Origin of the sequence: Bacillus sp. 522_BSPC (genome assembly GCF_001076885.1) — a bacterium.
GTDB lineage: Bacteria > Bacillota > Bacilli > Bacillales > Cytobacillaceae > Niallia > Niallia hominis.
Map to the genome: position 1 here is coordinate 13,184 of NZ_JVDT01000266.1, position 21,582 is coordinate 34,765.

The following is a 21,582-nucleotide window of genomic DNA, read 5'->3' on the forward strand; positions in this document are numbered from 1 at the left end:
TTTTTATTACGCCTTTGCAAATATTTAACAATCAAAAAAACAGCCAATAAATAAATGCCGCAAAGTTTCCTTTGCGACATCTATGTAAATTCACTTTTTACTCTTCACTTTCTTCTACTAATGTTGAAAACAAGCCATATACATATCTTTCTGGATCAAAGCTTTGGAGATCATCCATTTTTTCTCCTAAACCAACAAATTTTACTGGAATATGCAACTCGTTGCGAATTGCAAGCACGATACCACCTTTAGCTGTGCCATCCAATTTAGTTAAGACAATCCCACTTACATTTGTTGTTTCTTTAAACGTTTTCGCCTGTACTAATGCATTTTGTCCAGTTGTCGCATCTAGCACGAGTAGAACTTCATGGGGAGCACCTGGAACCTCTCTCTCAATAACTCGTTTTACTTTCTCTAGCTCTTTCATTAGATTCACTTTGTTTTGCAGTCTTCCAGCTGTATCACAAAGAAGAATATCTGCTTGACGAGATTTTGCAGCCTGTACTGCATCGAACATAACTGCTGCTGGATCAGAGCCTTCAGTATGCTTAATGACGTCCACTCCGACACGATCTCCCCACACCTCTAATTGTTCAATAGCTCCAGCGCGGAAAGTATCTCCTGCAGCAAGTAAAACCTTTTTGCCTTCTTCTTTAAACTTATGGGCAAGCTTACCGATTGTCGTTGTTTTTCCTACTCCATTGACACCTACAAAAAGAATCACCGTTAAGCCGTCTGCTTGCATATTAATTGTAGAAGATTCTTCTTCTCCGTTCTGATAAATAGCAACGAGCTTTTCTGAAATAACATCCTGGACTTCTTTTGGATCTTGGATGTTTTTTCGCTTGACTTCATTTTTTAATTCATCAATTAGCTCCAAAACTGTTTCAAAGCCAACATCTGCGCCAATTAATATTTCTTCCAGCTCTTCAAAGAAATCTTCGTCTACTTTACGATAACGAGAAACGAGATCATTGACTTTTTCGGAAAAATTATTTCTTGTTTTCGATAATCCTTCTTTAAACTTCTCGGTTACTGTACTCGTCTGCTGAGACATTTTTTCTTTTAACTTTTTAAAAAAACTCAATTATTATCCCTTCTTTCATTTAGGTTTTTTTTCATAAAGTTTATTGATATGCCCCGTGGTTATGTAAGTTTTCTTTCTATTAACGATTTAGGATTAAATTTCACAAGGCCAATTACTAAGCTATTCTGTAGGAGGAAATGGCCTTGGAAACTAAAAATTATTAACTAGAAGTATTAGTGTCTGCAAAAGGATTATGCATTAGCTACTAACTCATTCGTTTCACTTAAGCGTACCGAAACTAGCTTTGATACGCCAGATTCTTGCATCGTTACCCCATAAAGAACATCGGCTTCTTCCATTGTTCCTTTGCGATGGGTAATGACAATAAATTGGGTTTCATGGCTATATCGTTTTAAATACGAACTAAATCGAAATACATTTGCTTCATCCAATGCTGCTTCGACCTCATCCAAGATACAAAAAGGAACAGGTCTCACTTTCAGAATCGAGAATAATAAAGCAATAGCAGTTAGCGCTCTTTCTCCACCAGATAACAGACTTAAGTTCTGTAGCTTTTTCCCTGGTGGCTGGGCAACTATCTCTACTCCTGTGTTTAAGAGATCTTCTGGATTTGTTAAAACTAAATCTGCACTTCCTCCACCAAATAAGCTTTGAAAGACAGTTTCAAAATGCTCTTTTATGCCTTCAAATGTTTGTTCAAAGCGATTTTTCATTTCTTCATCCATTTCATCAATTACTTGATAAAGAGTATCTTTCGCTTCTTCTAAATCTGTTTTCTGCTCCAGAAGAAACTCATATCTTTCCGAAATTCGTTCATATTCCTCGATAGCACCAAGATTGACAGTGCCGAGCTCTTCCATCGCTAATTTAATAAGCTTCACCTTTTTACGCGCTTCCTCTACTTCTAACGTTAAAGGATAATCTAACTTTGCTCCTTCATACGTTAATAAGTATTCCTCACGTAAATTAGTTAATCGTGTATCTAGTTCTACATCTACACGGTTCAATTTTACTTCTTCATCTTTTAAAGCCTGGACGATACCTCTGTGAAGTCTGCGCTGCTCCTTCGTTTCAAGCTCCAGCTCTTCTAATCGCATTTGCTTTTGCAATCTTTCCTCTCTACGCAAAGAGATTAGCTGGATAGTTTCTTGCTTTTCATGCAGCTTTTGCTCTGCTGCTTCTTCTAGCGTCGCTTCTCCAGAATGCGAATTGCTCATTTCAGAAGAAAGCAAGCGAAGATCTTCACTGACAAGCTTCCATTTTTCTTCCGTTGCTTGATGTTCTTGCAAAATGGTCGCAAGCTTCTCTTTCTCATGTCTAAGCTTTTCTTTTTTTGCCGCAGACTGGATCCTTAGGTCGCTAATTGCATTTACTACCGATTCTTTGGAAACAGATTGTTTATTCTTTTGCTCTGTTAATAAGGCAATCTCTTTATCCAATTCAGTAAGTTTTTTATTCTGTTCTTCAAGCTCTTTTTGTAAATCCGTTCTTCTTTTTAGAAGAAGCTCTTGCTCTTGATTAGAATCTGCCTTATTCCGATCATATAGCGACAATTTATCATTCATGGCTCTTTCTTCAAATTCAACTTCTTTTAAATCATCTTTCCATGTTTGAATTTGGAAACGAAGATCCTCGACTTTTAATCGAGCTTCTTCCATGGTTGATTCTTCTGTTTGCAATGCCGCTTTTCCCTTTTTCAGCTGTTCCTCAAGCTTAAGAGATGTTTTGTCCATTTCAAAAATCTTTTTCTTCAGCTCTTCCAATTCACCTTTTCTGGTGATGATAGATGCTTGCTTTTGCTTGATTGCTCCCCCTGTCATGGAACCACCAGGATTAACAATTTCTCCGTCTAATGTAACAAAGCGGGAACGATACTGAAGGATTTTCGCCATTTCATTGGCACCCTTTAAGTCCTTGGTTATAACGACATTTCCAAGTAAACTGCGCATAATTTCGCGATATTGACTATCATAGTTAATCAAATCTGCCGCAATGCCAATAAACGCAGGATGACCTTGAATTAGCCTTAGTTGCGAATCGGAAAGGGATTTTCCTTTAATAACATTCATTGGTAAAAAAGTAGCTCGTCCATAACCGTTTTTCTTCAAATACGCAATTGCCTCGCGACCATTTTGTTCTGTTTCCACAACAATATGCTGCATCGAACCACCTAAAGCAATTTCCAAGCTCACACTATATTCCTTTGGCACTTGCATTAATTCTGCAACTGCTCCTCTAATGCCGTGCAAAGACTTGCCTCTTGCTTTAAGAACTTCCTTAACTCCTTGGAAAAATCCAGAATAATCGTCTTCCAATTCCTCCAACATTTCTTTTCTCGATTTTGCCTGCTGGGCAAACTGGTAGGATTGATAAAGAGACTTTTCCACTTGTTGAACTTTTGCCTCTATTCCCGCAAAATGACTTTGTTTTTCTTTCCAAGCTGTCGACCATCTCTCTAGTTCGTCAGAAAGCTCCTTAAGCTTTGCTGAAATACTTGTCTTTTTTTCCTGAATACGGACACGCTCATTTGTATAATTAACATTTTCCTCATCAAGCTGAGATGTTCTCTTTTCCTGATTCTCTAATTGCTGGTTAACCGAATTTAGTTCATTTTTAGATGCTGCTTGATTGCTTACTATGTCTATATAGTCACTTTTTAACATTTCAATTTTCTCTTCTAAATTCTCGTTAAAAAGGGCCAGATTTTTCTCGTTAACCTTTAATGTGTCTTCAATTTCCTTTGATTCTGCTTGTAATTCATAAACAAGCTTTTGTTGAGTTTCTTTTTGCGAAACGAGTGCTGCTACTCTTTCCTGTAACTCCACTTTACTTTTTTCAAGCTGATCGCGATTTTGTGTAGCATTCTTTTTTCTTTCTTTTAATACTTCTTTTCTACCTTCAAGCTTCTCTAGTTCCTCACTGACTAAAAGAAGTACTTGCTGTAGATCATCAATCGATTCATCAAGAGCTGCTACCTCGTTTTTCCCTTCCTCCATTTTTGCTTCTTTACTTTGGAGCAAAGAGGATAACTTTAACTCTTCTTGTTTATAGGCCTCTAGCTGCTTGGAGATTGCTTCAAATCGCTCATGTGCCTCTTCAATATCATGAACCATTAAGGCTACCTCAATTGATTCAAGATTTTCTCGATGATGCAAATATTCTTTTGCCATGGAGCTTTGAATTTTTAATGGCTCCACCTGACTCTCTAATTCGTGTAATATATCATTTACACGATTAAGGTTATCTTGTGTTTCAACAAGCTTCCCTTCTGCTTTTTTCTTACGTGTTTTGTATTTTAATACACCTGCGGCTTCTTCAAATATAGACCTGCGATCCTCTGCCTTACTATTTAAAATTTCCTCGACTTTCCCTTGACTAATGATAGAAAAAGCCTCTCTTCCCAGTCCAGAATCCATAAATAAATCAACAATATCTTTTAAGCGACATGATTGTTTATTAATTAAAAAGTCACTTTCTCCTGAACGATAAACACGTCTTGTTACACTTACTTCATGATAATCCAATGGAAGAAAATGATCCTCATTCTCTAACGTTAATGTTACTTCCGCAAAGTTAACTGCTTTTCGTGAGTCACTCCCTGAAAAAATAACATCCTCCATCTTACTTCCACGCAAGGATTTAGCTGACTGCTCGCCAAGAACCCAGCGAATTGCATCGGTAATATTACTTTTCCCACTTCCGTTGGGGCCAACCACTGCCGTTACACCAGGCACAAAATCGACTGAAATTCGATCTGCAAATGACTTAAATCCGATAATATCCAACCGTTTTAAGAACATACCCTCACCCCGATTCCTTCTTGTTTCTCTAGTTGCATTAATCGTCTATGCGTAATATCAAACACTTTATTTTTCACTTTCCGCCTTTAACATCAATAATGATTTTTGCGCTGCCTGCTGCTCCGCTTCTTTCTTCGAGCGTCCCATACCAGTACCAAGCTCACGATTATTTAAAAACACTTGGGAAATAAACTCCCTATTATGAGCTGGTCCCTTTTCAAGAAGTATCTTATACTCGATTGTACCAACAGCATCTCTTTGAACATATTCTTGCAGTTGACTTTTAAAATCCATCACATGAGAAAAAGCACCGTTATTAATTTTCGGAAAAATTACTTCTTCTAAAAATACTACCACTGAATCTAATCCTTGATCTAAATAAAGAGCACCAACAAACGCTTCAAATACATCAGCAAGTAACGCTGGTCTCGTTCTTCCCCCAGTCATTTCCTCGCCCTTACCTAATAGCACATAGTTGCCAAAGGAAAGTTCATTAGCAAATGAAACTAGCGATGGTTCACAAACAATTGCTGCACGCAATTTGGTTAGTTCCCCTTCACTCATCATTGGGAATTTCTTAAAGAGAAATTTAGAAACCGTCAATTCTAACACGGCATCACCAAGAAATTCTAATCTTTCATTGTCTTCATGTGGTTTTCTTCGATGCTCATTCACATATGATGAATGGGTAAAAGCCTGCTTCAATAGTTTTTCGTCAGTAAAATGAATCCCTATTTTATCTTGTAGTTCCTTCATTTTTTTTTCATTTGGTCGAACGGTTCTTTTGTCTTTTCGATTGCCTCGCATTTTGCCTCCACCTTAGCACTAAGTTTACAATTCATTTCAAGTTTAAGTAAAAAAGATAAAAAACGCAAAGAAACTTGGAAAGTTTTTTCTCTCCAAGCCTTTTCTATGACAGAAATCGGGCTACCACTAGGGAAATAACCCCGCTTCACATAAGAAAAACTATTTTATCCATTTTATCCGCTTATTAAAATACGTTTGAACAGCTAAAAACTAGTCCGTTCCATTTAACTTGAACATACCTTTATATTATAGGCATTTAGTTATTAGTATACATCAAACAAACGGAGATTGTCATCTATTCTTAGGGGTAAAAAAACCTACAATAGTTGTTTTTTGCTGATAATCTACTATACAAAATTAAAAGCCCCGTGGTTAGCGGAGCTTTTAAACATTGACTAGCGATTACTTATGTAATTCACAGCATCACCAACTGTAGAAATCTTTTCAGCATCGTCGTCAGAAATTTCCATATCGAACTCATCTTCTAATTCCATAACAAGTTCAACTACATCAAGAGAATCAGCGCCTAAATCATCTTTGAAAGAAGCTTCTAGAGTTACCTCAGATTCTTCTACGCCAAGACGATCTACAACGATTTTTGTTACACGCTCTAATACATCTGCCATTTATTTCACCTCCCCTCAAATGCATTATAGAGTATTTTAACGAAATAATAAATGAGAACTTTTTTAACTTTCGCTGTTCCTTTTATCTGCTAGCGTTCTCCTATTATTTACGACTAGTTTTTCCCATAGTAAAGGAAAAATTACATATACATGCCACCATCAATATGCAATGTTTGGCCAGTGATATAGCTGCTGTCTTCAGAGGCTAAAAACACAACTGCATTCGCAATATCTTCAGGTCGACCAAATTGACCGAGTGGAATTTGGGTAAGCATGCTATTTTTCACTTCTTCTGTTAGCTTATCCGTCATATCTGTCGTTATAAATCCAGGTGCAACTGCATTAACGGTAATATTTCGTTGTGCAAGCTCTTTGGCAGTCGTTTTTGTAAATCCAATAACACCTGCTTTAGCTGCAACATAATTGGCTTGTCCAGGATTCCCTGTTACCCCAACAATGGAAGTAATGTTAATAATTCTTCCTTTTCTTTGCTTCATCATTGGTCTTGTTACGGCTTTTGTACAAAGGAAAACACCTTTAAGATTTGTATTAATAACATCATCCCATTCAGAATCTTTCATACGCATTAATAAATTATCCCTTGTAATCCCCGCATTATTGACTAAAATATCAATGCTGCCAAACGCTTCTAAAGCCTCTTTCATCATCGCATTCACAGAATCGCCATCGGATACATCACATTGAATACTAATTGCTTTTCTGCCTAGAGCTTCAATTTCCTTAACGACTTCATTGGCACGATCGACACTTCCTGCATAGTTAACAACAATGTCTGCACCTTGCTTCGCTAACTCAATCGCAATGGATCTCCCAATTCCTCGAGATGCTCCAGTGACAACAGCAACTTTACCAGCTAATTTCACTTACATATCCCCCTTTAGTTCTTCTGCAACCTTCTTACTTGTTTCGATATCATTAACAGCATATACTTTCGCTTTGCGATCAATCTTTTTAATTAAACCTGAAAGGACTTTACCAGGACCGATTTCAATAAAAGTATCTACTCCTAAATCAAGCATTTTACGAACAGAATCCTCCCATAATACAGAAGAATACAATTGTTCTACAAGCTTTGTTTTTATTTCTTCCTGATCATGAATTGGCTCTGCCGTTACATTGGCGATAACAGGAATTTCCGCATCTTTTAATGTTAATTCATCCAATACCGCAGCAAATTTTTCCGCTGCTGGCTTCATTAAGGCTGAATGGAAAGGACCACTTACTTCTAGTGGAATTGCACGCTTTGCTCCTGCTTCCTTTGCTTTTTCTCCGGCTAATTCAACCCCTTTTGTGGAACCTGAGATTACAATTTGACCAGGACAGTTAAGGTTTGCTAGCTGTACAGAATCACCAGCATCAGAAACTTTTCTTGTCACAACAGTCAATTGCTCTCTGTCTAAGCCAAGCACTGCTGCCATCGCACCTTCACCTGCTGGAACTGCTTCTTGCATATATTCGCCGCGCTTACGAACTGCATATACCGCATCTTCAAAAGACAGCACCCCTGCTGCCACTAACGCAGAATATTCACCTAAGCTATGTCCTGCTACATAATCAGCTTCTATATGAAACTGTTTGAAATGCTCATATATTGCCATACTCGTTGTAAGCAATGCTGGCTGTGTATTATGCGTTAGCGTAAGCTCTTCCTTTGGTCCTTCAAAAATTAATTGCGATAAATCAACGTTTAATTTTTGATTAGCTACTTTAAATAAATTTGCTGCCGGTTCAAATTGTTCAAATAAATCTTTTCCCATTCCCACTCCTTGGGAGCCTTGTCCTGGAAAAACAAAAGCAATTTTAGCCATTTATTTCTACTCTCCTTCTTCTTCCTATTCGAGACCTGTGTTTACGTTGCTTCTATATAATTTACGCTTCATGCTCCATTGCATCCTTGATTTGATCTACTACACCAGATTGCACAAACTCTCTTGTTTGTCTGATTGCACTGAAGATTGCTTGGCTGTCAGATGAACCATGTGCTTTGATTACTGGAGCATTTAAGCCAAATAAAGCAGCTCCCCCATACTCCGAATAATCCAATTTATTTTTTATTTGTTTTAAATTTGGCTTTAATACAGCTGCAGCCATTTTTGAAGTAAAACTGCTCATTAACTCTGTCTTAATCATTTTAAACATCGACATCGCTGTACCTTCTACTGTTTTTAAAATCATATTTCCTGTAAATCCGTCTGTAACAGCAACATCACATACTCCATCAAGCAAATCACGTGCTTCCATATTTCCGATGAAATGGATATTAGTATTTTGGAGAAGGTCAAAGGTTTTCTTTGTTAATTCATTGCCCTTTTTTTCTTCTGTACCAATATTCAATAAGCCAACTCTTGGTTTTGAAATTCCTCTAACCTTTTCTGAATAGATGCTTCCCATCATTGCATACTGAACTAAGTTTTCTGGTTTGGCGTCTACATTTGCACCAACATCTAATAAAAGAAATCCTTCTCCACCAATAGTCGGTAAAGTTGGAGCAAGTGCTGGTCGATCTATGCCTTCCATTCTACCGACTACAAATAATCCAGTTGCCATTAGCGCACCTGTATTACCTGCAGAGATAAATGCGTCTGCTCTATTTTCCTTTACTTCTGTTGCACCAAGAACCATACTCGCTGTTTTTTTTCTGCGTACTGCTCTTACTGGTTCGTCTGTTGCTAAAATTTGCTCTTCTGTATGTAAAATATGGATTCTTTCTTTATTGGTAAGAAAAGATTGAATTTGCTTTTCATCTCCAACAAGAAGTATTTCTAAATCTGAAAAAGCTTCAATTGCTTTTTGAGCACCAATTACTATTTCTTTTGGGGCATTGTCTCCGCCCATTGCATCGATTGCAATTTTCATCATAACGATTGCTCCTTTATTTTTTGGCACGGTACATATCAAATTCACCTTTAAAAACTAGCTCCGTGTTCACGTAACTATTAACTTCTACCGTTGTTCTTCCCGTTATACTATCTATATGACTTACTTTTGCTTTTGCAATAATTCGTTCACCTAAATTTACTGATCTTGTAAAATGAATATTGGCTTTAGCTGTAAGTGCAAGTTCATCGTTTATTACAGCAACAGCAAGAGAATTAGCTTGTGCAAAGAGATGATGTCCCCTTGCTATTCCATTCCTTGTAAAGACATGTTCTTGTTGTACCTCAAAGATAGATATAGCTGAATGATCTAATTCCATATCGATTATTTCGCCAATTACTTCTTCAATCGGCAATGCTTTCACTTCATCTTCAAGTGATTTTTTTGCCACATTTTTAATTCGCTCTCTAAGCTCTGGAATGGATAATTCTAACCGATCTAATCTTATCGTCTGTACACTAACAGAGAATTTTTCCGCTAATTCCTCGTCTGTAATAAAAGGTGTTTCTTTAATTGTCTCCACTAACAGCTGTTGCCGTTCTCGCTTGTTTCTCTTCATTTATTAACACCACCGCACTATTAAGACTAGGTACTAATAGTAGTATATAATTTATGAAGTTGGAATGCAAGCCGAAGTTTTGGTGCCAAATTGCTAGTGGAGATTTTGGAAATGCCACTCTCTCATAATCCCAAAGTATGCCCGTTGATTTCCACTTAAGCCTACTGAGAGTTTGAATTAGAATTTGTAAGACTCCCAATCAAATTGCTAGTTATTTACTGGGAAATATTGTTCTGCTAATCTAATTTTCCGCCGTTTAAGACACCTGTTTCTTTCAAAGTATCTCTTAGTGCTTTATAGTCGTCATTTTGCCAAAATGCAACAGATTCAATTAAGATGGTTGCGTCATTTCTAGCTGTTTCTAGGATGCGATAATCGTGCACCATATCTCCCATTTTAAATTCTGGCAGTCCGCTTTGTTTTTTCCCAAAGAAATCGCCTGGTCCTCTTAATTCTAAGTCCTTCTCACTTAACACGAAACCGTCGCCTGTTTCGGTCATGATTTTCATTCGTTCTTTTCCAACATCTGTTTTCGGATCTGCAATTAGGACACAATAGGACTGTGCATCTCCTCTTCCAACTCTCCCTCTAAGCTGATGCAATTGCGATAATCCGAACCGTTCTGCATCATACACGAGCATAAACGTCGCATTTGGAACGTTAACACCAACCTCAACAACCGTTGTACTTACAAGAACTTGAATATCATTTTGACTAAACTGTTTCATCATTTGATCCTTTTCATCTGCATGGAGCTTTCCGTGCATCAATCCAACCTTATATCTTCCGTGGAAAAATGTGGATAGCATTGCATGAACATCTATGGCATTCTGGACATCTAGTTTCTCCGATTCCTCGATTAATGGACAAATTACATAGGCTTGTCTTCCTTGCTGAAGCTCTTTCTCCATAAACTGCAAAATTCTTGTTAACATATCATGCTTTACCCAATATGTTTCAATATTTTTGCGCCCTGCAGGCATTTCATCAATAATACTGACATCCATTTCTCCAAATACAGTAATGGCAAGAGTTCTTGGAATGGGGGTTGCTGTCATAAACAGAACGTCTGGATTTTCGCCCTTTTCTCGGAGTATTCTTCTTTGCTCCACGCCAAAACGGTGCTGCTCATCTGTGATAACTAGCCCTAATGATTGAAATTCAACATCATCTTGAATTAGTGCATGTGTACCTATTAAAATATCGATCTTTCCCTCTTTTAATTGGGAAAGCAACTCTTTTCTCTTTTTTCCTTTAACAGAGCTTGTTAACAATCCGCATGTTACCCCGAAAGCAGAAAAGATTTGATGTAGAGAATCTGCATGCTGCTCTGCAAGAATTTCCGTCGGCGCCATTAATGCACCCTGATGACCAGAAAGAATAGATGCATATAAAACGATGGCAGCAACAATTGTTTTTCCCGATCCTACATCTCCTTGCAAGAGGCGGTTCATTCGCACCTCTGCTTTCATATCTGTTAAAATTTCGTTTACGACTCTTTTTTGAGCATTTGTTAACGGGAAAGGAAGAGCTTCTATAAACGTTGTTAGTTTCTCAAGAGAATAACGCTGACTTTTTCCGCCTGAATGCTCTCTTTCGTATTTTCTTAATGCACTCATTTTTAATTGGAATAAGAGAAATTCCTCGTATACAAACCTTCTTCTTGCTTGGGTTAGGTCTTCCCTTTTTTCAGGAAAATGGATAATTTGCAATGCTTCCTTCCTTGGAAGAAGCCGATATTTTGTTAGCATCGAAGCGGGAAAGTTTTCTTCGATTAGATGGGCATATTGACTTAAGGCAGACGAAATATATTTCCGTAAATTTTTGACGGTCATATTCCCCTTAACCGCATAAACTGGTTCAAATAAATGCCCTTTTTGGTTACTGCCAATTTGCAAATGATTTGCCGTTATTGTTTGGCGATGCTGATCCCATTTTCCTGTTACGGTAATCAATTCTTGGACAGCTAATTTGCTTTTCAAATAGGGTTGATTAAAGAATACGACCGTAATTAAATAATGTTCTACCAATAGTTTTATCGTTAATCTCGATTTCTTTCTTCCATAAAAAATAAGGGACGGTTCACTATGAACCTTCCCTTCCACCGTCACTTTTTCTTCATGCTTGATTTCTTCGAGGTTTTTCAGACGATAATCCTCATAGCGATAAGGAAAATATTCTAGCAAATCATTAATTGTATGAATATTCATTTCTTCTAATTGTTTTTTTGTTCCAGGTCCGACGCCCTTTATCTGTTCAACGGATTGCTGTAAAGACTCATTCACTTGTTAGCGGCAGCTGTGCTACCAAAGATTTCAGCTTCCAGTCTGCGACCAGTTGGTGTTGCTGCCAACCCTCCCCGTGCTGTTTCTTTCAGTGCTGTCGGCATTGCCTGACCAATTCGGTACATACTATCAATTACTTCATCACAAGGAATGCGGCTTTTAATACCTGCAAGCGCCATATCCGCTGCAATCATCGCATTCGCGGCACCCATTGCATTTCGCTTTACACAAGGAACTTCCACTAAACCAGCCACTGGATCACAAACTAAACCAAGCATATTCTTTAACGTAATAGCCATCGCATGTGCTGATTGTTCTGGGGTTCCCCCCGCCATTTCTACAATTGCGGCAGCAGCCATTCCAGCAGCAGAACCAACTTCTGCCTGACATCCGCCTGCTGCACCAGAAATGGATGCGTTATTTGCTACTACAAATCCAAAAGCTCCAGAAGTAAAAAGAAATGAAATCATCTGCTCTCTTGTTGGATTCAGCTTATTTTGCACGGCAAATAATGTCCCAGGCACAACACCTGCAGAACCAGCTGTTGGAGTTGCACAAATCATTCCCATGGCAGCATTTACTTCATTTGTTGCAACAGCTTTACTTACTGCGTCTAAAATAATTTCTCCAGACAGAAATTGGCCTTTTTTAATATAGTTTTGGAGCAACACAGCATCTCCACCAGTTAATCCTGAATGAGAAACCACTCCATTTAATCCTCTTTCGACCGCTTGCTCCATAACCTGAAGATTTGTTTCCATCTGGGATACAATTTCTTCTCTTGTTTTTCCAGTTACTTTCATTTCTTGTTCTATCATCATTTCGGAAATCGGTAAATTTCTAGTTGTTGCTATCTCTACCAATTCTGCTACGTTACGAAACATATTTACCCCTCCCTCTTTATTCCACAATCGTTGTGACTTTTTCAATCGAATCCAATTGTTCAAGTTCTCTTAATATCGATTCTTCTATATTTTGGTCGACTTCAATTGTCATCAAAGCCAATTTCCCTTTTTCTTTACGGCTAACCTCCATATGACCAATATTTATTTCATATTTAGCCAATACATTTGCAACCTTTGCAATTGCTCCGAAGCGATCATTATGGACAACCAATATCGCAGGATGATGCCCAGAAAGCTTTAACTGAAAACCATTAAGCTCCGTAATTTCAATTTTTCCACCGCCAATCGAAATGCCAACTAGCTCCATTTCTCCATGTTCGTCTCCTAGATGAATTTTAGCTGTATTCGGATGCTCTGGGATGGCTTCTTCTATATGAAATGCTACCTGTATTCCATGCTGTTCTGCAATTTCTAATGATTCTTTAATGCGTTCATCAAATGTATCAAAATCAAGAATTCCGCCAATGATAGCTACATCTGTACCATGCCCTTTATACGTTTCAGCAAATGAACCGTATAAATGAATATTTACCCATTTCGGTTCTCTTTCAAAAAGATTTCGCGCCACTCTTCCAATCCTTGCTGCGCCAGCTGTATGAGAACTGGACGGACCAATCATGACCGGACCAATGATATCAAAAACACTTTTATATTTCATGGATTTTATCTCCCCTTAAATGCCCTAAAATCATTTTCAGTAATATGCTGTTTCAATTCATTACACTATATAATATCATACTATATTAATATATGGTTCTAATTCTTATCGTTCTCTTTATTTTGATGAATGGGACGGTAAAGGCTTTATATATATTGATTGATATGAAAAGTTAATATAGCTGGGATTTGTTTGCTTTGGGGATTATAGGGAGGAATTTCTCTGTTACTTTAAGAGGCTTTTTCTTCCTTGCTCGGGCTTAGAGACCGCCTCTCTGTTATCTTAAGGTGCTTTTTCTGCACTGCTTGAGCTCTGAGACCGATTCTCTGTTACCTTTTCGTTCAACTACTCCCCTTCAAAGTAACAGATACCTTCTCAAGCGCTCTTCTTCAAACAAAATTACCAATCCATCCCGACCATTCTACCTCCAAAAATAAACAAAAAAGGGCATACCTCTCCTAAGGCACACCCTTTTTTAGCTAATGATTATTCGATTGAAAAGATGAAGGAATATAGTGGCTGTTTTCCGTCATGAACTTCTACTTCCACATCTTCATAATTTTCTTCGATAAAGGATACAAGCGTTTCAACCTCTTCTTGCGTCGCTTCTTCTCCCTTAATTACCGTTACAATTTCTGATTCGTCATCAATCATGGACTTTAAGAGTTCCATTGCAGATTCTGTTTTATCCTTGCTTTTCACAACGATTTTTCCTTCTGCTAATCCCATAAAGTCGCCTGTTTCGATTTCCAGACCGTCAATGCTTGTATCTCTTACCGCATACGTAATTTGACCTGTCTTCACATGCTCAAGCGCCGCTTTCATATTCTTCTCATTTGTTTCTAAATCGCTAGAAGGATTGAAAGCAAGCAATGCTGACATTCCTTGAGGGACGGTTTTAGAAGAAATGACCACAACATCTTGTTCCAATACTTCCGCTGCTTGTTCTGCTGCCATAATAATATTTTTATTATTTGGTAAAATAAAGACCTTTTTCGCATTTATATGGTTTACAGCATTGACAATATCTTCCGTACTTGGATTCATCGTTTGGCCGCCCTCAATTACATAGTGAGCGCCAATGCTTCTGAAAAGATCTGCGATTCCGCTTCCCATTGAAACTGTTACAATTCCATACTCTTTTTGTTCTTCTGCAGAAGGTGCTGTTGGTTCTTCTACTCCTTCAGACCCATCCACTAAACTACTATGCTGTTCGCGCATGTTTTCAATTTTCATTTTTACTAAGTTACCGTATTTTTGACCAAATGTTAATACTTCACCAGGCTGATTAGAATGTATGTGAATTTTAACAATCTCATCATCTGCGATAACTAATAAAGAATCTCCATATTTGCTTAATGCTTGTCTAAAATCTTCTTCTGAAAAAGGTTTGTTTCCTAGTTTTTCCTGTTCTAAACGAACCATAAATTCCGTACAATAGCCAAATTCAATATCCTCTGTATTGATATAGCTGTGAACATTTTTATGATGCTCTGCATTTACCAATTCGTTCATTGAAACAACATTTTGTACAGCATCAGGAAGTTTTTCACCTTTTAACTCAGCTAAGAAGCCTTCATAGACAAATACTAATCCTTGCCCACCACTGTCTACTACACCTACTTCTTTTAAAACAGGTAATAGGTCAGGTGTTCTATTTAAAGATGCTTTTGCTTCTTTCACTGTATCTTCGACGATAGCAATAATATCATCATTCGTTTCTGCAGATTGAACCGCTTTCTTCGCAGCATCTTTCGCAACTGTTAGAATGGTTCCTTCTACAGGCTTCATTACTGCCTTATATGCTGTTTCCACACCAAATTGTAAAGCATCTGCAAATTCTTGACCAGTTATCGATTCCTTTTGCTCAATATGTTTGGAAAATCCACGAAATAATTGAGAAAGAATAACTCCTGAATTTCCTCTAGCTCCCATTAATAAACCTCTTGATAATGAGGTTCCAACTTTACCGATATGTGATTGAATATTCTTTTGAACTTCCTTCGCACCAGAAGTCATCGATAAATTCATATTCGTCCCTGTATCTCCATCTGGCACTGGAAAAACATTTAACGCATCTACATATTTAGCATTAGAGGATAAATGGTTTGCACCTTGGATTACCATTTCGGCAAAACGCTTTCCTTCTAAAACTGTAATTGACACTGTGTTTCCTCCTCTACTACGGGTTCGTCACACGAACTCCCTGAACGTAAATATTAACCGAGTCAACGGCAAGTCCAACTGTCTTATTGAGTGTGTATTTTACTTTTGATTGAACATTGTGCGCAACCTCGGAGATTTTCGTTCCGTAACTTACAATGATATACATATCAATATGTACTTCTTCTTCCACTTTTCGAACGATTACACCACGTGTAAAGTTTTCTTTTCGCAAAATATCTGTTAGACCGTCTTTAATTTGACTCTTTGACGCCATTCCAACAATACCATAGCAGTCTATTGCTGCCCCACCTGCGATTGTAGCGATCACTTCTGTAGATATATCAATCTGTCCGAAATTCGTTTTTAGTTCAATGGACATGAGTTTTCCCCCTTTGGAATTGCTCCTTGACTACTGACATTTTACTATAACCACTACTTTTTTGAAAGCTATAGTTAAAAAGCTTATTAATATTATATAACAAAACAATACTTCTATTAAAGCATTGGCATAAATTCAGAAAAAAGTTACTAATTTTACTATTCCCATAAAGACTTGGAATAAACAACTTAGTTTTGATGTCAAGGAAATTTTCTTGAAAGCTTTTAATCCAACTATTGCATTCATTTAAGTTGTATGATAAATTATTAAGGTATCTGTAACGAGGATTATTTAGCAGACTATAAGTAAATTGCTATCTATGACTTTTCAAACTCATTTTAATGAGTTTCTGTAATAAGGAGGGAAATATACATGCCACGTAAATGTGTTATCACTGGAAGAAAAACAACTACAGGTAATGCTCGTTCCCATGCTATGAACGCTAACAAACGTACTTGGGGAGCTAACCTTCAAAAGGTTCGTATTTTAGTAGACGGTAAGCCTAAACGTGTTTGGGTATCTGCTAGAGCATTAAGATCTGGTAAAGTAGAACGCGTTTAATCAGATCGCAATAAAAAAGGACATGTCACATGTCCTTTTTTATTTTGTCTTTCTAACTCTAACCAACTCTAAAAGCTAAACCATATAAGTACAGTAAGTTTTCGATATTCTCCGCCCTATTCACGAAAGGTTGTCTTTACAAAAAAATCCGCAGAATTTTTTGTTAGTCCTTCTTAAAGGTTCCTAACATTGCTCGGACAAGTCCCCCTAAAAATTTCGGCAATTTAATGGTATAAAATCTCATGAATACTGTCCCTCCTTAATCAATAAACATCCCTAGCACTTACATATCCTATTCAGATAAAACAAATTGGTACCATGATTAGTCAAATTTTAATCACAACTTCTTATTACCATTAATATGCCTTCATCAAAGGAAAAAGTACCAGTTTCTCGAATTAGTTCATTACTTATACATAATGTGCTGCTAGCAGGAAGGTTTCTCCTTACTAAAGGGTATTTAAAACCTTCTAAAGTTAGACCTACAATCTTTGTGCTATAAGGGAAAAATGAAATATACTTATACTCACTCATTCTGTCAATAGTATAGGCGCCCGCTTGGACAACCGCTACACTATTTTGTTTATCGATTATCTCCACTTTTATATTTTGATTGTCGATAGCACCTCTAAGTAATAGCTGGAGATTAGCTATTGTATGATCAAGTCTCCCACCCGTTGAACCGAATAGTCTAATAACAGTTGCTCCTTCTTTAATCGCCCATAGAAGTGCAAGCTCCATATCTGTTTCATCTTTTTCTGGTTTGAAGCGTTTAATAATCCCTGTTTTTTCTTCCATCTTGTGTAACTCTTCTTGTGAAATAGAATCAAAATCACCGAAAGCGGCATATATGGGGATAGATTTTTCCATCAAATACATAACGCCTCTATCGACTCCAATCCAACAAACATCTTTCGGGAATTTTTCTAAATCAGGAATATACTGCTTAGGACCACCGGCCATAATATGGACAATCATTGTTCTCCTCCTTTATTTTTCTTTCTATCTATTTCTATACAAAAATGCAGACTCTTTTATATAACCCTTTGTTTACTTTGCTTGTATGGCCAAACTGCCAATCAAACAATTCCTACAAATAGCTATAGAAAGAATCTGCTTTATCATGGACATAGAAAGTCCAGTTACCCTAGTATCTAGGTTTTCTATCTTTAATTTCTTGAAGGAAATCTTTATAATGCTCATAACGATATGCTGGAATTTCGTTGTTTTCCACAGCTTCTTTGACAGCGCATTTAGGTTCTGAAAGATGGAGGCAGCCTCTAAATTTACAGTCTTCGCTTACTTTTTCTATTTCAGGAAAACAATAATTTAAGTCTTCTGCTTCTATTTCAAGAAATTCAAGTGAGCTAAAGCCTGGTGTATCTGCGATAAGTCCATCACCAATGGAAATAAGCTCTACATGTCTTGTTGTATGCTTTCCTCTACCTAAACTTGAAGAGATTTCATTTGTCTTTAAGTCTAAATCTGGTCTAATTACATTTAATAAGGAAGACTTTCCTACACCTGATTGTCCGGCAAACACGGATATTTTATCTTTTAAATAGGGCAATAGCTGTTCTATCCCTGCTTCGGTTTCAGAAGAGGTTAAAATGACAGGATATCCAACAGCTTCGTATTGTGCTGCAAATTCCTTCATTTTTGCTACTTCATCGCTGCTTGCTAAATCCATTTTCGTTACACAGATTAGCGGATCAATTCTGTTGTATTCGATTAGCACAAGAAAACGATCTAATAATACTGTGCTAAACTCAGGCTCTACGCTTGAGAATACAAGAATCGCCTGATCTACATTTGCAATTGGCGGTCTTACCAGTTCATTTTTTCTATCTTTCACTTCTAATATATAACCATCTGTCTCGTTCTCCGCCTGAAAAACTACTTCGTCCCCTACTAAAGGGGTCACCTTATTTTTTCGGAAAACGCCTCTTCCTCGGCATTGTATTATTTGCCCTTCACTTAATACATAATAAAATCCACTTAATGCTTTAATGATTTTGCCTTTAGGCATACATATAACGCTCCTTACTACTTTTAGCCTCTTAAACCATTTTTATATATGTCTAAAAAGAAGCATTCCCTTTTACCAACATTTCAAACCAAGCTCAACTTATCCATTAGTCTGGGTAAGGAACTTCTTCATCAAGGATAACAACACTATCAATTTGCACACGATAGTACCCTTTTTGCCCTTCTGGAATCTGAAGATAGATTGTTTTTTTCGTATTTTCAGTGATCGTAAACGTTTCAGCAGGTTCTGTCATGCTATTATTAAAATCACCTATATAAATTCTTACTGTTTGTTCAACTGGCTTTCCATCAGGTGTCATTTCAGTTGGTTCATAAGGGATCGAAATTTCTTTCATTACTTCTTTCGGCTGTACTTCTTTCTTTCCTTTAGACAAGACAACGGAAATTTCCGCCCCTTTTTTCAAGTTCGTTCTAGGCTCTGGTGATTGTGAAATGACCAATCCTTTTTCTACTGAATCACTATATTCTTCAGTAAACGTTACCTTTAATCCAACATCGTCAACGTAATCATTTACTTCTTTTTTCGTATAATCTGTTAAATCTTTTATGCTAATTAGCTCTGCACCTTTACTGATAGTAAACTCGATGGATGTCTCCCCTGGAACTACTTCCTCATTTGGTTCAATACTTTGAGCTAAGATTGTTCCTGATGGTTCGTTCTCATCAAATTCTTCTACACTATCGACATCTTTAAACCCTTCTAATAGTTTAACAACATCTTCATAATTTCTACCGACATAATCACTTAAGACCACTGTCTCTTTTCCTAAGCTTTCGTAAACGGTAATTTCTGTCCCTTCTCTCCGGGCACTACCAGCACTTGGACTTGTTTTAATGACATGTCCTTTTTCGATATCCTCACTATTTAAGGTGATGGTGTCAGACACGACAAACCCTTTTTGTTCGAGCTCTGTCTTTGCTTCATCTACTTCTAGATTAGTTACATCTGGAACTTCAATATCTTCTGGTTCAAGCAAGTCTGGCAAGACAAATATCACTAAACCCATTAGTAATACTAATACAATAAATGTCGAAACAATAATTGCAGCTATTTTCTTACCTTTTTTCTTGGCTTTTTTCCCTTTCTTTTCTGGCTTCTTCGGCTTTTCTTCTACTTGCTGCTTCCCAGGTTCTTCTTTATCATATTTATGAACAATCGTTTCATCAAAATTTTTATACAAACCATCATTGGTAATGACAGGGATTGCTTTTGTTGCTTCATCATCAATTGGAATCGCAAACTTAGGTTCATCCATTCTTTCCAGATCAAGTGCAGTGCGCAAATCATCAGACATTTCTTCTGTACTATTATATCGATAAAAAGGATCCTTTGCGGTAGCTTTTAGCACGATATTTTCTACACTTTGTGGAATTCCTTCATTCCATCTTCTAACACTAGGTGTTTCAGACTGCAAATGCTTTAAGGCAATCGAAACCGCAGATTCTCCTGAAAAAGGAAGTCTTCCTGTTAATAATTCAAACATCACAATCCCAAGGGAATAGATATCAGACTTTTTATTCGCCATCCCGCCACGCGCCTGCTCTGGTGATAAATAATGAACAGAACCTAGCACAGAATTTGTTTGGGTAATACTTGTTGCACTTAATGCCATGGCAATTCCAAAATCGGTTACTTTTACATTCTCATCTTTATCTATTAAAATATTATGAGGTTTAATATCCCGATGAATAATATGGTTCTGATGGGCATGTGCGATTGCCGATGTAATTTGTTGCATAATTGCGATAACTGTCTTTACAGAAAGCGGTGAATTTTTATGTATATATTGTTTTAATGTATCGCCTTCCACATACTCCATTACAATATAATAGATGTCTCCTTCTTCCCCAACATCATAAATACTAACGATATTTGGATGAGCTAAGCTTGTTGCTGATTGTGCTTCCCGGTGAAATCGTTTAATGAATTCTTCATCATTGACATAATCAAGTCTTAGCATTTTGACTGCTACATCTCGATCAAGAATCATATCATGCGCAAGATAGACGTTTGCCATTCCACCTCCGCCAATCATATCTAATACCTTATAGCGACCACTTATTCTTTTCCCAATCATCATTGCTTGTCACCTGCTTGATGATCATCCTGATGCTCTAATATAATGACAGTGATATTATCTTCCCCACCATTTATATTAGCTGTTTCAATTAAAGTAGAAGCTTTTTCTTCAAGCGAATACTCTTTTTCAAGGACTTCTTTCATTTGTTGATCTGTTACTTTATTTGATAATCCATCGGAACAAATAAAAATAATGTCCCCTTCTTCAAATATAATCGTCATCACATCAATATCTAACTGGGCATCTGTTCCTAGTGCTCGTAATACGACATTTTTTCGCGGATGATGTTCAGCATCCTCTTTGGAAATTTGGCCCATACGAACTAATTCATTTACTAAGGAATGATCTTCTGTTATTTGCTTAAAGCCATCTTCATTATATAGATAGCATCTGCTGTCTCCCACATGTGCAATCGTCGAAAAATTCTCTGTACTGATGACACCAATAATGGTTGTCCCCATGCCTTCACATTCTGGATGGGTCGAAGCATAGTCGAAAACATATTGATTGACCTTTAATATATTGGATTTCAACCAGTTTTCTGCTTCATCTGCAGTTTGAATTTCTTCTACCATTGCCCAAAGCTCTGTCAATTTTTCAACAGTGAGAGAGCTTGCAACATCACCTGCACGGTGTCCGCCCATGCCATCTGCTACGATGGCAAGGCGTTGACCGCTTTTATTTCTAATAATTGCTCCACTATCCTCATTATGTTGTCTAACTTTCCCCTTATCAGTCATAAAAATTTGACTCAAAGGTG

19 protein-coding genes are annotated in these 21,582 nt (G+C 37.3%); 1 reads left to right on the forward strand and 18 read right to left on the reverse strand.

All coding sequences use genetic code 11. The annotated features are described in order from the left end of the window. Positions 1 to 97: 97 nt before the first annotated feature. From ftsY to ADJ83_RS22310, 13 genes are all read right to left on the reverse strand, one after another. Positions 98 to 1,087: a signal recognition particle-docking protein FtsY gene (gene ftsY / locus ADJ83_RS22250; protein WP_031534418.1), complete on the reverse strand. Its 990-nt coding sequence runs from the start codon at positions 1,085 to 1,087 to the stop codon at positions 98 to 100. Between the two features lie 191 nt (positions 1,088 to 1,278). Beyond that, entirely contained in the window at positions 1,279 to 4,848 is a 3,570-nt protein-coding gene (gene smc / locus ADJ83_RS22255; protein WP_031534416.1) for a chromosome segregation protein SMC, read from the reverse strand. 66 nt (positions 4,849 to 4,914) lie between these two features. After that, entirely contained in the window at positions 4,915 to 5,655 is a 741-nt protein-coding gene (gene rnc / locus ADJ83_RS22260; RefSeq protein WP_031534414.1) for a ribonuclease III, read from the reverse strand. A gap of 395 nt (positions 5,656 to 6,050) precedes the next feature. After that, the gene (locus ADJ83_RS22265) at positions 6,051 to 6,281 is read right to left on the reverse strand and encodes an acyl carrier protein (protein ID WP_016201082.1); all 231 of its coding nucleotides are present in this window, start codon (positions 6,279 to 6,281) and stop codon (positions 6,051 to 6,053) included. Positions 6,282 to 6,421: 140 nt separating this feature from the next. Continuing rightward, positions 6,422 to 7,165, reverse strand: coding sequence for a 3-oxoacyl-[acyl-carrier-protein] reductase (fabG, locus tag ADJ83_RS22270; RefSeq protein ID WP_031534413.1), 744 nt, complete (start codon positions 7,163 to 7,165; stop codon positions 6,422 to 6,424). After that, the gene (fabD, locus tag ADJ83_RS22275) at positions 7,166 to 8,110 is read right to left on the reverse strand and encodes an ACP S-malonyltransferase (RefSeq protein ID WP_031534411.1); all 945 of its coding nucleotides are present in this window, start codon (positions 8,108 to 8,110) and stop codon (positions 7,166 to 7,168) included. A 61-nt stretch (positions 8,111 to 8,171) separates the two neighbouring features. Next, complete coding sequence (gene plsX, locus ADJ83_RS22280; RefSeq protein WP_031534409.1) at positions 8,172 to 9,158, reverse strand: phosphate acyltransferase PlsX; 987 nt, start codon at positions 9,156 to 9,158, stop codon at positions 8,172 to 8,174. Between the two features lie 16 nt (positions 9,159 to 9,174). Beyond that, complete coding sequence (fapR, locus tag ADJ83_RS22285; RefSeq protein WP_031534407.1) at positions 9,175 to 9,738, reverse strand: transcription factor FapR; 564 nt, start codon at positions 9,736 to 9,738, stop codon at positions 9,175 to 9,177. 236 nt (positions 9,739 to 9,974) lie between these two features. Then, positions 9,975 to 12,023, reverse strand: coding sequence for an ATP-dependent DNA helicase RecG (gene recG / locus ADJ83_RS22290; protein WP_031534404.1), 2,049 nt, complete (start codon positions 12,021 to 12,023; stop codon positions 9,975 to 9,977). Next, positions 12,020 to 12,907 carry an L-serine ammonia-lyase, iron-sulfur-dependent, subunit alpha gene (gene sdaAA / locus ADJ83_RS22295; protein ID WP_031534402.1) on the reverse strand — a complete coding sequence of 296 codons (888 nt, stop codon included), beginning with the start codon at positions 12,905 to 12,907 and terminating at the stop codon, positions 12,020 to 12,022. Before sdaAA ends, recG begins: the two co-directional genes overlap by 4 nt. 16 nt (positions 12,908 to 12,923) lie before the next feature. Further along, positions 12,924 to 13,586: an L-serine ammonia-lyase, iron-sulfur-dependent subunit beta gene (gene sdaAB / locus ADJ83_RS22300; protein WP_031534400.1), complete on the reverse strand. Its 663-nt coding sequence runs from the start codon at positions 13,584 to 13,586 to the stop codon at positions 12,924 to 12,926. A 486-nt stretch (positions 13,587 to 14,072) separates the two neighbouring features. After that, positions 14,073 to 15,752 carry a DAK2 domain-containing protein gene (locus ADJ83_RS22305; RefSeq protein ID WP_031534398.1) on the reverse strand — a complete coding sequence of 560 codons (1,680 nt, stop codon included), beginning with the start codon at positions 15,750 to 15,752 and terminating at the stop codon, positions 14,073 to 14,075. A gap of 16 nt (positions 15,753 to 15,768) precedes the next feature. Next, positions 15,769 to 16,131, reverse strand: a complete 363-nt coding sequence (locus ADJ83_RS22310; RefSeq protein ID WP_031534397.1) for an Asp23/Gls24 family envelope stress response protein — start codon at positions 16,129 to 16,131, stop codon at positions 15,769 to 15,771. Positions 16,132 to 16,503: 372 nt separating this feature from the next. Here ADJ83_RS22310 and rpmB point away from each other — a divergent pair, with 372 nt between their 5' ends. Then, positions 16,504 to 16,692 carry a 50S ribosomal protein L28 gene (gene rpmB / locus ADJ83_RS22315; protein WP_016201071.1) on the forward strand — a complete coding sequence of 63 codons (189 nt, stop codon included), beginning with the start codon at positions 16,504 to 16,506 and terminating at the stop codon, positions 16,690 to 16,692. 163 nt (positions 16,693 to 16,855) lie between these two features. On the opposite strand, the gene spoVM is transcribed toward rpmB, so the two are convergent. From spoVM to ADJ83_RS22340, 5 genes are all read right to left on the reverse strand, one after another. Further along, positions 16,856 to 16,936, reverse strand: coding sequence for a stage V sporulation protein SpoVM (spoVM, locus tag ADJ83_RS22320; RefSeq protein ID WP_016201070.1), 81 nt, complete (start codon positions 16,934 to 16,936; stop codon positions 16,856 to 16,858). A gap of 89 nt (positions 16,937 to 17,025) precedes the next feature. Next, positions 17,026 to 17,670 (reverse strand): thiamine diphosphokinase, encoded by a 645-nt coding sequence (locus tag ADJ83_RS22325; protein ID WP_031534396.1) that lies wholly within the window; start codon positions 17,668 to 17,670, stop codon positions 17,026 to 17,028. A 169-nt stretch (positions 17,671 to 17,839) separates the two neighbouring features. Beyond that, complete coding sequence (rsgA, locus tag ADJ83_RS22330; RefSeq protein ID WP_031534394.1) at positions 17,840 to 18,721, reverse strand: ribosome small subunit-dependent GTPase A; 882 nt, start codon at positions 18,719 to 18,721, stop codon at positions 17,840 to 17,842. A 106-nt stretch (positions 18,722 to 18,827) separates the two neighbouring features. Further along, entirely contained in the window at positions 18,828 to 20,822 is a 1,995-nt protein-coding gene (pknB, locus tag ADJ83_RS22335) for a Stk1 family PASTA domain-containing Ser/Thr kinase (protein WP_031534391.1), read from the reverse strand. Then, positions 20,819 to 21,577: a Stp1/IreP family PP2C-type Ser/Thr phosphatase gene (locus tag ADJ83_RS22340; RefSeq protein ID WP_109766205.1), complete on the reverse strand. Its 759-nt coding sequence runs from the start codon at positions 21,575 to 21,577 to the stop codon at positions 20,819 to 20,821. The genes pknB and ADJ83_RS22340 overlap by 4 nt, the downstream gene beginning before the upstream one ends. Between the last annotated feature and the right edge of the window lie 5 nt (positions 21,578 to 21,582).